Consider the following 15,565-nt stretch of genomic DNA (forward strand, 5'->3'; position numbering starts at 1 on the left):
CTTTCTCTGCGCTCAACGAGCGAGGCCACGTTCCAGCCAAAGACGGCTTGCCAGCGTCACGGCGCCATCGAGGAACAGGGCCAGCAACGCGGTACACGCGGCACCCAGTACGAGTTGCGGCTGATTGTTCAGGGCGATGCCAGGGAAGATCAGGCTGCCAAGGCTGTTGGCGCCGATCAGGAAGGCGAGCGGCGCGGTGCCGACGTTGATCGCCAGGGCAACCCGAACGCCACCGATGATGATCGGCACGGCATTGGGCAGCTCGACGCGCCACAGCACCTGACGCGGCGTCATGCCGATGCCGGTGGCGGCTTCTTTAAGGGAACCCTGAACGTTTTTGAGGCCTTCGTAGGTGTTGCGCACGATGGGCAACAGCGAGGCGAGGAACAGCGCAAAGATGGCAGGTCCGCTGCCAATACCCAGGACACCCAGAGCAATGGCCAGAACCGCGAGAGGAGGAACGGTGTTACCGATGTTGAAGATCTGCATGAAGCGTTCGGCCCGGCCAACCATGTTCGGTCGGCTCAGAACAATGCCGGTCGGGATTCCGACCACCAGTGCCGCCAGCATCGATGCCAGCACCAGCATCACGTGAGCTTGCAGATAAAACAGCAGATCGTCCTGATACTGCCTGATAGTACTGATGCCGATCCATTGGACCAGCAGGGCCAGGAGTGCGATGACAATCACACCTCCCATTAGCCCCTTGCCATAGCGATTAGCCACGGGCGGACTCCTTATTTCAGTCGGCGAACGCCTCGCATGGAGCTGGCCTTGTCAGGCAGTCTGCGAACGTTCGCGAAGAGCAGCGGGTGGGTCGCCGGAGAGGGTTGAACCTCGGCGAAAACACAAGCCATGAGCGCAGCTTCGTCAAGCTAACTTGCTGATTTTGCAGCCCCTGCAACGTGTCGTTACGGGGGAGTGGACGTCTCCACGGTCTGAAAGGTTCCCACGTGAGATGCTATTTGGCCACCCTTTATCGACTGAACGGTTCGGTTATCGCCTTCATTTAGGCTATAATCCCGGCCCTTTTTTGAATCACCTCTCGGGCGATTTCCCATGACCAGACAGGCCGCCGAAGTCGCGAAACGCCGCACTTTCGCCATTATTTCTCACCCGGACGCCGGTAAGACCACCATCACCGAAAAGCTGCTGCTGATGGGCAAGGCCATTGCCGTCGCCGGTACGGTCAAATCCCGTAAATCCGATCGCCATGCCACTTCCGACTGGATGGAAATGGAGAAGCAGCGTGGTATCTCCATTACCACGTCGGTCATGCAGTTCCCGTATCGCGAACACATGATCAACCTGCTCGACACCCCGGGTCACGAAGACTTCTCGGAAGACACCTACCGCACCCTGACCGCCGTGGACTCGGCGCTGATGGTGCTCGACGGCGGTAAAGGCGTAGAGCCGCGGACCATCGCACTGATGGACGTCTGCCGTCTGCGCGACACGCCGATTGTCAGCTTCATCAACAAGCTGGACCGCGACATCCGCGACCCGATCGAGCTGCTGGACGAGATCGAAGCGGTCCTGAAGATCAAGGCCGCGCCGATCACCTGGCCGATCGGTTGCTACCGCGACTTCAAGGGCGTTTATCACCTGGCCGACGACTACATCATCGTCTACACCGCCGGTCACGGTCATGAGCGCACCGAAACCAAGATCATCCAGAATCTGGACTCCGACGAGGCCCGCGCCCACCTGGGCGATGAGTACGACCGTTTCGTCGAGCAACTGGAGCTGGTGCAGGGCGCCTGCCACACCTTCGATCAGCAGGAGTTCCTCGACGGTCAGCTGACCCCGGTGTTCTTCGGTACGGCACTCGGCAACTTCGGTGTCGATCACGTGCTGGACGCGGTCGTCGACTGGGCACCGCTGCCGCTGCCGCGGGTTGCCAACGAGCGCACCGTGGAGCCGGTCGAAGAGAAGTTCTCAGGCTTCGTGTTCAAGATCCAGGCGAACATGGACCCCAAACACCGCGACCGTATCGCCTTCATGCGCATCTGCTCGGGCAAGTACGACAAGGGCATGAAAATGCGCCACGTCCGTACGGGCAAAGATGTGCGTATCGGCGATGCGCTGACGTTCTTCTCCAGCGAGCGTGAACAGCTGGAAGAAGCCTACGCCGGCGACATCATCGGTCTGCACAACCACGGCACGATCCAGATCGGCGACACCTTCACCGAAGGCGAAGCGCTGGGCTTCACCGGAATCCCGCACTTCGCGCCGGAACTGTTCCGTCGCGTCCGCCTGAAGGACCCGCTGAAATCCAAGCAATTGCGTCAGGGTCTGCAACAGCTGGCCGAAGAAGGCGCCACGCAGGTGTTCTTCCCGACACGCAGCAACGACATCATCCTCGGCGCCGTCGGTGTGCTGCAGTTCGATGTGGTCGCCAGTCGCTTGAAGGAAGAGTACAAGGTCGAATGCGCCTACGAGCCGATCACCGTGTGGTCAGCCCGCTGGATCGACAGCAGCGACAAGAAGAAGCTCGAGGAATTCGAGAACAAGGCGGTGGAAAACCTGGCAGTGGACGGCGGTGGTCACCTGACCTACCTGGCGCCTACCCGGGTCAACCTGGCCTTGATGGAAGAGCGCTGGCCGGACATCAAATTCCGTGCGACGCGTGAGCATCACTAAGCGCTGGCACCGCAATAGACCTGCCATGAACGTTCCCTCGCTCCGCGTGGGAATGCCGACCGTGACGCTCCGCGTCACCCTGCTGCGGACGCGGAGCGTCCAGGGATGCATTCCCACGCAGAGCGTGGGAACGATCATGAAGCTCACTCCCACAGTGGTTTGTAGGGCGGCGTAATTTCGCCGCCGACACACCCCCTGTAGGAGCGCGCTTGCCCGCGATGCTTGAGTACGGACAACAGATGTGCGTCGGATGTACCGGCCATTCGCGGGCAAGCGCGCTCCTACAGGGATTGTTGGAAACCTGTCTTGATCGTGCCCGACACGCTTACTGCACCACCCTCCCCACTCCTCTGCCTCGCGGATCCGACGCCGTTTCGACTTTCGTGCCGTCGATCTTGATCGCCTGCACGTTGCCCATCGACCAGCCCTGATCCTTGAGGGTGTAGCCCATGGTCTTCAGCTCTTCGGCCACCGGCGTAGGCAATGGCGCAAATTTCTCGGTGAAGATCGTGTCCTTCGGCAGCAACTGGTGATGAACACGTTGCGCGGCCACGGCGTCCTTCAACGGCATGTGGAAATCGTAAAGGTTGTTCAGCACCTGAAAGACCGTGGTGAAGATCCGCGACCCGCCCGGCGTTCCCAGCACCAGCGTCACGGCACCGTCGCGTGTCACCAGGCTTGGGCTCATCGACGACAACATGCGCTTGCCCGGCTCGATGGCGTTGGCATCGCCGCCCACCACGCCAAAGGCATTGGCCACACCCGGTTTGGCGCTGAAATCGTCCATCTCGTCGTTCATCAAAAAGCCCGCGCCTTTGACCACCACACCACTGCCGTAATCCCAGTTCAGGGTGTAAGTGTTGCTGACTGCGTTACCTTTGGAGTCGACGATGGAAAAGTGCGTGGTCTGGTGCGATTCAAGCCCGGGCTTGATGTGCTCGGTGGGAGAAATGGCGTTCGGGTTAACTTCATGGGCGCGCTGAACCAGGTACACATGGTCGGTCAACTGGCTCACGGGCGCCTGTGAAAAGTCAGGGTCGCCCAAGTAGTTGGCGCGGTCGGCGAACACCCGCTTTTCGATTTCCGCCAACAGGTGAATGTAACGCGCAGAGTTGAGTGGCACGCCCTTGAAGTCGTCACTCAACTGCTGCTTGATGCCGATCAACTGCGCCAAAGCCACACCGCCCGAGCTGGGGAGTGGCGCGGTGTAGAGGGTGTTTCCGTCGAAGTTGACGCGCAGCGGCTTGCGCCATACCGCCTTGTAGTCAGCGAGATCCTGCCGGGTAATCAGACCATTGTCGTGCTGCATCTGCGCGACCAGCAGGTCGGCTGTCTCGCCTTGGTAAAACTCGTTCGCGCCCTTGTCGGCGATCCGCTCAAGCGTCTTGGCCAGTTCCGGCTGACGAAACGTCTCGCCTGCTTTCATCCCGCCGAAGTAGTCGCCAAAGTTGGTCTTGCCCTCGAGCTGTTTGATCGCGGCTTCGCCATACAGGTATTGCTTGTCGGCCACTTTGAAACCGTTTTTGGCGTAGCCGATGGCGGGTGTCAGCAACTCGGCCCACGGCAGCTTGCCAAACTTCTGATGCGCTTCCCACAACCCCATCACCGTGCCGGGCACCCCGGATGCGCGCGCGCCCACCAGGCTCATGCCGGGGATCACGTCGCCTTTCTCATCCAGGTACATGGTGCGGCTGGCGGCTTTGGGTGCGGTTTCGCGGTAGTCGAGAAAGTAAGGCTTACCCTTCATGAACAGGGTCATGAACCCGCCGCCGCCGATGTTGCCGGCTTCGGGATAGGTCACGGCCAGGGTGAACGCTGTGGCGACTGCCGCATCGACGGCGTTGCCGCCTTTTTTCAGGATCTGCGCGGCGACGTCGGCGCCGTACTGGTCAGGCGCTGCAACGGCCCCACCTTCCAGCACAACGGCGTACACGGGCGAACTGACGGCAAAGATGACCGACAAGGCGAGGGTCTTGAGTGTCACGACTCGCATAGGGCTTCCTTAATGAGCGGAGGCGACAGCTTCGTACGCGCGTGCTGTATGGAAGCTGTCTGAACGCTGACGAGACTAAAGGTCCAGTCGCTCATTAATGATGAAACTTCCCGTAAACGCAAACGGCCACCCGAAGGTGGCCGCCGTTGCGCGTAACGGTAGGAGCGCGCTTGCCCGCGATCGGCTGCGCAGCAGTCGTAGAAACGTCTTATCCGGCTGCACTGACGCACCGCATCAACCGGTTTTACTGCCGCTGCGCGGCAGATCGCGGGCAAGCGCGCTCCTACAGGTTGGCGACTCAGGCTTTGAGCATGTCGTGCTTGATCCAGTCGAGCACCGACGTCGTCTTGGGCGACCAGCCCAGCAACTCGCGAGCGTTCTTGCCGCGCACCCGGCTGTTGGAGCCCAGGCCGTAATTGGCCATTTCGTAACCCCACTCCGCTTCGGCATCCTTCAACGGCCAGTCTTGCGCCCTGCCCAGGTGCAGAGCCTCTGCAATGGCGTTGCTCATGTCGAGGAACGAGGCTTCGCCGCTTTCGACGAAGTAGAAGGTGCCCGCCGGACTCTTTTCCAGGGCCAGCGCATACAGCTCGACCACGTCATTGATGTGCACGTTGGACCAGATGTTGCCGCCGGTGCCGACGTGACGAACCACGCCACTTTTGCGTGCCTGCTTGACCAGACGCGGCAGCTGCACGCTGTCACGATCGACGCCCAGGCTGTGGCCGTAAATCAGCGTGTTGCACAGCACCGCCGAACGCACGCCCTCTTTGGCTGCGGCGATCACCAGATCGTCAATGGCCACGCGCGCGGCCTTGTCCGGCGTCGCAGCGGGCAACTGGCCTTCGTAGTAGACCTCGTCGGTGCCTTTGCCGCCGGAGGCATCACCGACGATGCTCGAACCGCTGGTGTGCAGAAACGGCTTGTTCGAGCCCTTCAACCCCTCGATCAGCGCCTCGACCGCTCCCCGGTGATCGCTGCTGGCGGCGTTGATCACGCCATCGGCTTTACGGGCTTGCTCGATCAGCAGGGCGGTGTCATCCAGCGTCCCGATCACCGGGACGATGCCGAGCGCGTCCAGCTCGTCCGCCTGCTCGGCGCTGCGCACCAGCCCGGTAACGTGATGACCTTTCTTGACCAGGCCGGTTGCGATGGAGCCACCGATAAAACCTGCGGCGCCGGTTATGAAGATGTTCATGAGAGGACTCCTGCTGAGTAAGTGATGGACTCAGTATCGGCGCGTGATTCATTACGAAAAAGGCAGGTCAGGCCAAATGACTATTGCCTGCAGATCACGAATAACACTCAGCCATCGGGCGCCGTTCGCTTCCGGTATGCACTGCCCATCCTGCAGGCACTGCAAATCCTGTAGGAGCTGCCGGAGGTTACGACGGCGGCGAAAGCGGCCTTTCTGACACACCGCATCCGCCACCATCGCCACCTCCGACAGCGCCCACAGTGCTCATCGATCCGGCTGGAGAATCGGGACAGGTGTCACTCGCTCCCGCCGCAGGTTCAGCGCCAGCACGCTACTCAGTACCACCAACGACCCCACGATCACCATTGCCGAGGGCATTTCACCCAGCAGCACCGAGGCAATGGCGATCGCCATGGGCGGGGTCAGATACAGGCTCATCGACGCGCGGCTGACGTCCATGTGTTTGAGCACATACGCCCACGCCAGGTACGCCAGCGCACTGGGGAAAAACCCCAAAACTCCCACAGCGATGTTCACCCGTAACGGCGCATTGACGATTTCGCCCATGAGCCCGGGCAGGTAAATCAATAAGAAAAACGTCCCTGCCCAGACGGTGTAACAGACCATGGTCAGGCCGTCATAACGGTGGCTGTAACGCTTTTGCAGCGAGAAATACACGCTCCAGGAAAACGCCGCGAGCAAGACCAGCAGCCCGCGCACATCAATGTGCCCAAACCCACGGTCACCGGTGATGACAATCGCGACGCCCACCAGCCCCCACGCCACGCAGGTCCAGCGCCAGGCGCTGACGCGTTCCTTGAACACAAAGTGTGCGAGCAAGGCGGTGAACAGCGGCATTGATTGAATCAACACGCTGGACGCGCCCGCCGTGACGCCGGCTTGGCCGAAGTTCAGCGCAATGTGGTGCAGGCTGACGGCGAAGAAGCCGAGCACACCCAGCAGCGGAAGGTCTTTAAGGCGCGGCAGGGAGATGCGCAGTGAAGAGGCGATGATCGCCATGAAGACCGAAGCAATGATAAAGCGCAGCAGGGCCAGATGGCCGGGGTCATACCCCTGCAAGCCGATGCGAATTCCGGTCGGCGAAAAGCCCCAGCAGGCCACCACGAAAAACGTCGCCAGCGCCACTTTGAGCCCCTGCCAACGCACACCCGAACCGTCAGAACCGCTCACGCCTGCAACCGGTTCACTCACCACGTTCATGTCGATGCTCCCGTCCGCGAGCGTTTTGCCCGCGCTTGGCTGAGAGTATCGAAACAACCTATGCTCACCACAACCGAACAATAATGACTCAACCATTCACTTTAGGTGATGCATGGAACTGGCCCAGATTCGTATGTTCAAGACCGTCGCCGACACCGGCAGCATCGCGCGTGCCGCCGAGGTGCTGCACTGCGTACCGTCGAACATCACCGCGCGCATCAAAGCGCTGGAAAGCGAACTGGGGACCGAATTGTTTTTCCGCCATGGTCGCGGGCTGCGCATCAGCCCGGCGGGGGAAATCTTCCTGACGTACGCGGGCCGCATGCTCAGCCTCGCCGAAGAAGCCAAGCGCGCGGTGCACCCGGATGCCGCGCCGTCCGGGCCGTTGCGCATCGGCGCCATCGAATCGTCCGCCACGTCACGCTTGCCTCGATTGCTTGCACGCTTTCACGCGCGTTACCCGGACGTGTCACTTGAATTGACCACCGGCACAGGCCCGCAATTGCTGGAGGCCACGGTGAACCACAAGCTCGACGGCGCGATTGTCGCCATCGACGTCAAACGGCCACGGCTTAAGCGAACGTCGATGTACCGCGAGGACCTGGTGTTGATTGCCGCCGAATCCCTGGGACCGATTCGCAGCGCGGCGGACCTGCAAGGCAAGTCGATTTTCATGTGGCCGGAGGGTTGCCCTTATCGCGCGGCGCTCGAACGCTGGTTGCTGAACAACGGGCAGACCCAGCCGATCATCAGCATCGCCAGCTACGGCACCATCGTCGGTTGTGTCAGTGCCGGCGCGGGCGTCGCGCTGGTGCCCAAGGGCGTGTTCGAGCAATACCACAAAGGCTCGGGCTGGGTCGGTTACGAATTCTCGGAGCTGACCTCCATCGACAACCTGTTCTACTGGCACGAAAACGCCGAGCATCACCCCGCACGTGAAGCGTTCGTGGAGATGTTGAGGGCGGAGTTCAGTGGGATTTGAAGCGCATGACCGCCGGTTCAAGTCGCTCTGATGCAGACCTGTGGGAGCGAATTCATTCGCGAGATGGCCGTGAAGTCGACAGAGACATGTCGACCATGCCGACCAATCGCGAATGAATTCGCTCCCACAGGATCGCGTTTGCCCCGCCCTGTCTCGACGAAACCTTACGCCGCATAATTCGCCAGCTTCTGCTGAATGAAATCCAGAAAACACTGAATCCTCAGCGCCAGTTGCGAGTTGCGGTAATACACCGCGTGAATCGGCTGGCGATAGCCGCTGTTGGCGTGCGGCAGAATGACCTTCAGGCGTCCCGAGCGGATGTCCTCGTGGGTCATGAAGTGCGACAGGCAGACGATGCCCTCGCCTGCCAAGGCCAACTGGCGCAACGTTTCGCCGCTGGACGCGGACACGGTCGGGTGAATGAACAGGCGATCGCCATCCCCATGGCGCAACGGCCAGTGGTTCAACGTTTCGGTCTGGGTGAACCCCAACAAGGAATGTCCGCTCAACGCTTCAACGGTCCTGGGCGTGCCGTGTTCCTTCAGGTAATCGGGACTGGCGAGGATGTTCAACGGGCTGGTGCCCAGAGAACGCGCGTGCAGCGTCGAGTCCGCCAGCGTGCCGATGCGTATCGCCACGTCCGTGCTTTGTTCCAGCAGGTCGATGATCAGGTCGTTGCTGTTCAGTTCCAGCTGAATGTCCGGGTACAACGACCGGAACTCAGCCACGTACGGGACGATGGAATGCAGCATGAACGGTGACGCCGCGTTTATCCGCAACCGCCCGGAGGGCGTCTGCTGCCGATGCGACATGCGCTCTTCCAGCTCTTCCATCTGCCCCAGGATCTGCTTGGCCCGTTCCAGGAAAAACTTGCCTTCCTCGGTCAGGTCCATGCGGCGTGTCGTGCGGTTGATCAGCGTGGTGTCGAGCTTGGCCTCCAGTCGCGACAAGGTGCGACTGATGGCCGAAGGCGTCTGGCCAATCTGCTCGGCAGCGGCCGAAATAGAGCCGCTTTCGATAACCGACACGAACACCTGTAACTCATCGGATCTGGCTTTCACTGTTGTCCTCCGCTCAAAACTGCCTGCAGATTAGCCTCGTTTTTCGCAAAAGCCACGCGACGCATGACATCCCTTTCAGCGCGCTAGATTCACGCCACTCCCATCAAACCGAAACCGTCAAAGAAGCAGTTCTGCGGCCGGACAGGCCTGAACTTGGCATCGTAGACCTGGTGACGCTGCGTCGAATCAGACCCCGAAGACCGAGGCCAGATGCGCCTCGTAGCGTTTCACGTCGGCTTCGATGTTCGGCACTTTCATCACGTCCACGGCTAGAAAGGTCGGCAGACCGGTCATGCCCAGGAACTGATTCGCCTTGTGGAACGGGAAGTAGACCGCGTCCACGCCCTTGGCTTCGAAGAAATCGGTCGGGTCGTCGAAGGCTTGCTGCGGTGCATTCCAGGTCGCGGAAATCATGTACTGCTTGCCCTGCAACAAACCACCGCTGCCGTACTTCTGCGAGTGGTCGGAGCGGGTACGGCCATCGTTTGCGTACAGGCTGCCATGGCCTTCGGTGAACACCTCGTCGATGTACTTTTTCACAGTCCACGGCGCGCCCATCCACCAGCCCGGCATCTGCCAGACGATGACGTCAGCCCAGAGAAATTTCTGCACTTCTTCGGCGACGTCGTAACCACCGTCGATGAAGGTCTGCTTTACATCAAAGCCGGCGCGGTCGGTGAAGGCCAACGCAGCATCATGCAACGTGGCGTTGTAACGACCTTCCGAGTGAGCGAATTGTTTGCCGCCGTTGATGAACAGGATTTTTTTCATTGAAAGCCTCGTCGTGGCCCGGCCGTCAGCCCTCACCGAAGAGGATTGCGTTCGAGCGTCAGTAATAAGAGAGGGGGAATAGGGATGGGCAGCAGGATATCGATTCGACGGGGCTGAAATAAGCAGGGCTGAGGCAAAAAACATTTGCCATAAACGCACGAATCAATACGGCATTGTTGACTTTTAATACGCTCTTGGCATTTAACCGCTGATTAACAGATGCAGGCCCAACAGGGCCATTCCAGTGAAAAAAACGCGCTTGAACAGCGAGGCGCTGATGCGCTGACGTAGCCACTGGCCGAGCATCATGCCGATCAGCGCAGGGACCACTGCCAACAGCGAGGCGCTCATTTGCGCGCCGCCCAGTGCGCCGTTCCAGAACAGCCCGGCGCCCAACGCCAGGCTGGACACCGTGAAAGACAGGCCCAGCGCCTGCACCAGTTGATTGCGATCCAGTCCCAGCCCTTGGATATAAGGCACGGCGGGAATCACGAACACGCCGGTGGCCGAGGTGATGAGTCCGGTGATCAAGCCGCACAGCGGGCCCAGCCAGGGCTCAGCACGAGGTGGCACTTTCAGCGGCGGCAGGAACAGGCCGCACAGTGCATAAACGAGCAGCGCGCCACCGAGTGCACGCCCCATCGAATGCGCACCGCCCATTCCCAATCCATACGACCCCAGCCCAGTCCCCACCGCGATCATGACCAGCAACGGCCACAACCGCTTGAGGGAACTGCGCAAGTGCCCGCCCGCCGCCAGTTGCCAGACATTGGTGAAGGTCGAAGGAATCAACAGCAACGCGGCAGCCTGTGTCGGTAACATAGCCATGCCCAGTAGCCCCATGGCGACCGTGGGCAGGCCCATACCGATCACACCCTTGACGGTGCCCGCCAGCAGGAAGGCGACCAACACCAGAATAGTCAGGCCCCAGCCGATGTTTTGGTACAGCGAGAAAAAGGTCGTCATCGGCGCATCCTGCGCCGGTCCGCCGGGTTTGAAAATCTGCGATATATTGAGTCAGCCTTCGCTTTTAACAGAACCTCGTGCTTGTGCTGCACCTTCGAGTGACGTTCCCACCGGGTTCAATGTTTGTCCGTGATTTCGCGCGCCTTTCCTGAGCAGCAAACCCATGCACTTCGACCTGATCGACCTGAAGCTTTTCCTCAACGTGACCGCAGCCGGCAACATCACGGCCGGCGCCGCGCACAGTCATCTGTCTCTGGCCTCGGCCAGCGCACGGATTCGAGGGCTGGAATCTTCACTGGGCATCGCGCTGCTCGAACGTGGCCGACGCGGGGTCACACCGACCGCCGCTGGCAAGGCCCTGACTCAGCATGCACGCTTGATCCTGCAGCAGGTCGAACGCCTGCAGGCTGACCTCACCGACTACGCGCAAGGCTTTAAGGGCCAGATCCGCTTGCTGTGCAACACATCTGCCCTGAGCGAGCACCTGCCTGAACGTCTGGCCGACTTTCTTGCCAGTCATCCCAACATCGACATCCATCTGGAAGAACACCCCAGCCTGCGCATTCTGCATGCGGTGCGTCATGGCACGGCTGACATCGGCATCATTTCCGACGCCGTCGACGCCAGCGACCTGCAAACCGTACCGTTCTGCACTGACCCGCTGACGCTGATCATGCCGTCGAATCATCCACTGGCGGGTCACGACAGCCTGCGTTTCAGTCAGACGCTGCATCACGAGTTCGTCGGGCTTGGGGTCAACAATGCCATGGCGATCTACCTCGAAGAACAGGCGCTGCACCTGGGGCGTCGACTGAAAACCCGCGTGCGCGCGGAGAGTTTCGATGGGGTGATGCGCATGGTGGTGCGTGGCGCCGGTCTGGGTGTTGTACCCCAGGCCGCCATCGAACGCTTTCAGCAAGCCGGCCAACTGAAAAGCGTGCCGCTGAGCGACCGCTGGGCCGACCGTACGCTGTTGCTGTGCGCGCCTGATTTCGGGCGACTGCCTGAATACATCAACGCGTTGTTGCGCCACCTGGCCCCGGAAACTGCGTTTATGGGCACACCGATGTCGAGCTCAGACAACTGACGCGACAACGGCACCCCTAAGGTGTGCGAGCGCAACTTTCGCCACCTTTTCTGGAGCTGTCATGAGCAACCCGATCATCGTTCTTCGCGACACCACGCCACTGCCCGTCGTCGACGCCTGCAAATGGGAACGCATCGGCGGCGACCCGCACACGGTCAACCTCAACGCCTACACCAGCGCCGACGGCGAAAAGATCATGGGCACCTGGATCTGCACACCGGGCAAATGGTATGTGGAATACGTGAAGTGGGAATACTGCGACTTCCAGGAAGGCTATTGCATCATCACCCCGGAAGGGAAAGACCCGATTCACCTGAAAGCCGGTGACAAGTTCATCATCGAACCAGGCATGAAAGGCACGTGGGAAGTCGTGGAAACCGTGCGCAAGTATTTCGTGTTTGCCTGATCGGCTGAATCATCAGGGTGGCTGAACCATCGCGTTCGTCCGAAGTGCGGCCCAGACCCTCGTAACCTCCGACTGCTCCTACAGGTTTCGCGTCGTTCCGGTGCCTCGCGGATGACATCAAGCCTGTAGGAACGAGCTTGGTCTGGGCGACATCCTGAAGAAAACAGTGGGTCAGTGCCATCGGCAGTGACTGACCCACCACGCGTCAACGCATGACTCTGTCCAGATGCTCTAGCGGCAGCGCCCGCTGCATGTAGTCCAGCCCGGTCAGTTGATCCAGTTCCGCCAACACCATCGAGATCTGCTTATAGGCCGCGCGGAACAACGAGCTGCCCAGGCTGACCCGCTGAATACCGGCCGCTCGCAAACGGTCAATGGTCATGCGCGGTGCCGGCAGGACGTTGAGCGGTTTGAACAGCTCGCTCTGCACGGTCTTCAGGTCTTCCATGCTGCGCAGCCCTGGCGCGAACAGACAATCGGCGCCCGCCGCTTCAAAAGCCGCCAGTCGCTTGATGACTTCACTCAGTGAATAGTCGTGCTGCCCAAGCAGGTAGTCGGTGCGTGCGGTCACGACGAAGTTGGGGTTGCGGGTGCGCACCGCTTCACACGCCGCGCCGACCCGTTCGCAGGCTTGCTCGACATTGAAGAAGACCGGCGCTTTCGGGTCGCTGTAATCAGCGATGTCCTCGATGGACGCCCCACCGCAGCCGATGTCCGAGATGCGTCGGAAATTGCTCTCCACCCCTTCCGGCGTTCTTGCCAGACCGTTTTCAAGGTCCGCGCTCACCGGGATCTGGACCGCGCGCACGATGCGGTCCAGTGCCTCGAACTTCATTTCGTCGTCCATGGCTGGCGACGAGTCGCGGTACCCTCGCATAAAGGCAATGCCCGCGCTGGTCGTCCCCACACTCGGATAACCCAATTGCTCAATCAGACGCGCACTCCCCTCGCACCACGCGTTGGGCATCACGAAAAGTGGGCTGTCAGGCCGGTGTAAGTCGTTGAATCGTTTGCTCGCATTCATGGATAAATTCCCCCTGAACGCAAGATTAAGGGCCGGGCCGTTTATTACCCATTCAGAAAAAATTAATCCGTTTAAAAAAACGTGAACAGACAGGGGCCGGGGATCGTGAAAGTCTTGCCCCACCTAACGCCCTGGACGCCTTTCCATGAAACGGACTGCAACCGCTTTATTGCTTTCACTCGCCTGTACATTGACGTTTGCCGCACAAGTCGAACCCGTCAAAACATCAACTTCCCTCTCCACGGAAAGTTCGAAACTTCATACGTTAAAACTGCCGGACTCTGCGCTTAATATCGCACTATGGGAAGACAAAGCCCGTGGCCCGCACCGCGCAATGATCAAAGAATCCCAAGTGGTTTTATTTGTTCACGGCGCGACGATTTCCGGCAAGTTGTCCGCCGGTTATCCCATTGACGGTTATTCCTGGTCTGGCGATGTCGCCAACTCCGGACGTGATGCGTGGGTGGTGGACTTGCCCGGTTATGGCCGCTCCGACGACTACCCCGAGATGCGCAAGCCGGACGCCAGCACCACCACGGATCCGGTGGGCAATGCCAAGAGTCTGGTGCCCGTGCTGGACGCGGCCGTCGACTACATCCTCAAGCAAAGCGGCGCACGGAAACTCACGATCATCGCCACCTCGCGCGGCGCGATTCCCGTGGGCTATTACGTCACCGCACACCCGGAAAAGCTGGACAAGGTGGTCTTCAACTCGCCCATCGTGCGCCGCGACACCATCGACCCGGCCGTCATCAAAGGCCTGTTCGGCAGCGCTGACCGACCGAGCCTGAATTTCTACGAAATCCCCATGGACAAGCGCCTCGCCATGCTCACCGATGATCGGCCGCAAGGCACCGACGTGCAGCTGGAAGACGACTTCATCACGCATTGGCCGAGCGACTCTTTGTCAGAGCGCGGCACCCGACAAGGCACGATTAAAGTACCCGGTGGATTCGCTCAAGACATCTACGACGCCTGGCACGGTACTTATTGGGACCCGGCCAAAGTGACAGTACCCGTGCTCATTACACGCGGTGATTACGACCATGTTTTAACCCCGCGCGAAGACACCGACTGGTTATACAGCCATCTGACTAACGCCCCCAGTAAGCGCTCGGTGTTAATTGATAAAGGCACGCATGCCATGTTGTTTGAAAAGAAGCGTTTTGAACTGTATCGCGAAGTTCAACTTTTCCTCGACGGACCCTATACCCCGCAGACGCTGACCTGCAATTTCTGCGGCGGCCGCAATTAATCAAGGAGCAAGACCATGCTGAAGAAAGCACGCATCGTGACGCTGGAAGGCGTCTTCAACGAGAAAATCTACGACGAACGGGTATCCCGAAGCGGCTGTTTCCTGGGCAACACTGTGCTTGAGCAGGTCGCCAATCAGGCCAAGCTGTCCAACGCGGTGGTCGGTGTGGCAGGCGCAGGCGGCATTGGCGGCGCCGTTGCGCTGGGGCTGGCCCGGTTGGGCGTGCGCCATATCAAGATCGCCGACCCCGATTCTTTCGAGATCAGCAACATCAACCGCCAGTTCGGCGCCTCGGTGAACACCGTCGGCCGCAACAAAGCGCTGGTGGTCGCCGAAGAGGTGCACAAGCTGGCCGGCGACGTGACCATCGAAGTCTTTCCGGAAGGCATCCAGAAACACACTGCCGACGCCTTCGTGGAGAACTGCGACCTGGTGCTCGACCAGATGGACTTCTACAGCATCGGCGAACGCTATGCCCTGCACCGCGCCTACCGCAAATCGGAGAAGTGCAAAGGCATGCTCGCGTCGTCGGTGGTCGGCTGGGGCGCGAACATCTACAAGTTCGAAAAGGACGGGCTGACCCTGGAGGACTTCTACGGGATTCCCGAAGACGTGCAGATGACACCCGACCTCGTCGACAAGCTGGTCAAGCTGCAGGCGTCCTATCAGCCCCGTTTCCCGAGCATCCCGGACATCTACGGCTGGATGCAGGACACCGGCAACGTGCCGATCCTGTCCATCGCGCCCACCGCCTCGCACTACCTGATCCTCTGCCGCTCGACCCTGATGCTCTGCGACCTGGAAGGCGCGCCTTACAGCACACCGCTGCCCGCCATGCCCAAGTACTACTGGTTCGACGGCTCGACCTTCGACAACGGGATCTACGAGTTCAACGGCGAATGGGCCAACCCGGACGAACACCGGAAGCACTTCAACATCGCCTGATGCTCAACGGCCC

14 protein-coding genes are annotated in these 15,565 nt (G+C 60.2%); 6 read left to right on the plus strand and 8 right to left on the minus strand.

The annotated features are described in order from the left end of the window. Positions 1 to 12: 12 nt before the first annotated feature. The gene (locus AB4N84_RS05655; protein ID WP_074756088.1) at positions 13 to 726 is read right to left on the minus strand and encodes an ABC transporter permease; all 714 of its coding nucleotides are present in this window, start codon (positions 724 to 726) and stop codon (positions 13 to 15) included. A gap of 333 nt (positions 727 to 1,059) precedes the next feature. Here AB4N84_RS05655 and AB4N84_RS05660 point away from each other — a divergent pair, with 333 nt between their 5' ends. Then, positions 1,060 to 2,643, plus strand: coding sequence for a peptide chain release factor 3 (locus tag AB4N84_RS05660; RefSeq protein ID WP_074756089.1), 1,584 nt, complete (start codon positions 1,060 to 1,062; stop codon positions 2,641 to 2,643). Positions 2,644 to 2,968: 325 nt separating this feature from the next. On the opposite strand, the gene ggt is transcribed toward AB4N84_RS05660, so the two are convergent. The 3 genes from ggt to AB4N84_RS05675 form a co-directional block, all read right to left on the minus strand. Further along, positions 2,969 to 4,636, minus strand: a complete 1,668-nt coding sequence (gene ggt / locus AB4N84_RS05665; RefSeq protein ID WP_460045538.1) for a gamma-glutamyltransferase — start codon at positions 4,634 to 4,636, stop codon at positions 2,969 to 2,971. A gap of 298 nt (positions 4,637 to 4,934) precedes the next feature. Next, positions 4,935 to 5,834, minus strand: coding sequence for an NAD-dependent epimerase/dehydratase family protein (locus AB4N84_RS05670; RefSeq protein WP_074756092.1), 900 nt, complete (start codon positions 5,832 to 5,834; stop codon positions 4,935 to 4,937). A 264-nt stretch (positions 5,835 to 6,098) separates the two neighbouring features. Next, the gene (locus AB4N84_RS05675; RefSeq protein ID WP_460045540.1) at positions 6,099 to 7,055 is read right to left on the minus strand and encodes a DMT family transporter; all 957 of its coding nucleotides are present in this window, start codon (positions 7,053 to 7,055) and stop codon (positions 6,099 to 6,101) included. A 112-nt stretch (positions 7,056 to 7,167) separates the two neighbouring features. Here AB4N84_RS05675 and AB4N84_RS05680 point away from each other — a divergent pair, with 112 nt between their 5' ends. Beyond that, on the plus strand, positions 7,168 to 8,037 hold the full coding sequence (locus tag AB4N84_RS05680) for a LysR family transcriptional regulator (RefSeq protein ID WP_460045542.1): 870 nt from the start codon (positions 7,168 to 7,170) through the stop codon (positions 8,035 to 8,037). A gap of 164 nt (positions 8,038 to 8,201) precedes the next feature. Here the strand turns inward: AB4N84_RS05680 and AB4N84_RS05685 are convergent, their stop codons facing one another. The 3 genes from AB4N84_RS05685 to AB4N84_RS05695 form a co-directional block, all read right to left on the minus strand. Beyond that, positions 8,202 to 9,098 (minus strand): LysR substrate-binding domain-containing protein, encoded by an 897-nt coding sequence (locus tag AB4N84_RS05685; protein ID WP_460045543.1) that lies wholly within the window; start codon positions 9,096 to 9,098, stop codon positions 8,202 to 8,204. 186 nt (positions 9,099 to 9,284) lie between these two features. Then, positions 9,285 to 9,869, minus strand: a complete 585-nt coding sequence (locus tag AB4N84_RS05690; protein WP_460045545.1) for an NAD(P)H-dependent oxidoreductase — start codon at positions 9,867 to 9,869, stop codon at positions 9,285 to 9,287. A gap of 201 nt (positions 9,870 to 10,070) precedes the next feature. Continuing rightward, positions 10,071 to 10,835: a sulfite exporter TauE/SafE family protein gene (locus AB4N84_RS05695; RefSeq protein WP_074756103.1), complete on the minus strand. Its 765-nt coding sequence runs from the start codon at positions 10,833 to 10,835 to the stop codon at positions 10,071 to 10,073. A gap of 163 nt (positions 10,836 to 10,998) precedes the next feature. Here AB4N84_RS05695 and AB4N84_RS05700 point away from each other — a divergent pair, with 163 nt between their 5' ends. Together AB4N84_RS05700 and AB4N84_RS05705 are read left to right on the plus strand one after the other, a co-directional pair. Then, positions 10,999 to 11,922 carry a LysR family transcriptional regulator gene (locus AB4N84_RS05700; protein ID WP_460045546.1) on the plus strand — a complete coding sequence of 308 codons (924 nt, stop codon included), beginning with the start codon at positions 10,999 to 11,001 and terminating at the stop codon, positions 11,920 to 11,922. A 61-nt stretch (positions 11,923 to 11,983) separates the two neighbouring features. After that, positions 11,984 to 12,328: a cupin domain-containing protein gene (locus AB4N84_RS05705; protein ID WP_074756107.1), complete on the plus strand. Its 345-nt coding sequence runs from the start codon at positions 11,984 to 11,986 to the stop codon at positions 12,326 to 12,328. 205 nt (positions 12,329 to 12,533) lie between these two features. Here the strand turns inward: AB4N84_RS05705 and AB4N84_RS05710 are convergent, their stop codons facing one another. Then, the gene (locus AB4N84_RS05710) at positions 12,534 to 13,352 is read right to left on the minus strand and encodes an isocitrate lyase/PEP mutase family protein (RefSeq protein ID WP_074756109.1); all 819 of its coding nucleotides are present in this window, start codon (positions 13,350 to 13,352) and stop codon (positions 12,534 to 12,536) included. 145 nt (positions 13,353 to 13,497) lie between these two features. On the opposite strand from AB4N84_RS05710, the gene AB4N84_RS05715 reads away from it, so the two are divergent. Next, positions 13,498 to 14,607 (plus strand): alpha/beta hydrolase, encoded by a 1,110-nt coding sequence (locus AB4N84_RS05715; protein WP_460045548.1) that lies wholly within the window; start codon positions 13,498 to 13,500, stop codon positions 14,605 to 14,607. 15 nt (positions 14,608 to 14,622) lie between these two features. After that, positions 14,623 to 15,552 carry a ThiF family adenylyltransferase gene (locus tag AB4N84_RS05720; protein WP_074756111.1) on the plus strand — a complete coding sequence of 310 codons (930 nt, stop codon included), beginning with the start codon at positions 14,623 to 14,625 and terminating at the stop codon, positions 15,550 to 15,552. Positions 15,553 to 15,565 lie beyond the last annotated feature (13 nt).

The sequence above is a fragment of the Pseudomonas sp. S2_H01 genome (assembly GCF_054668305.1).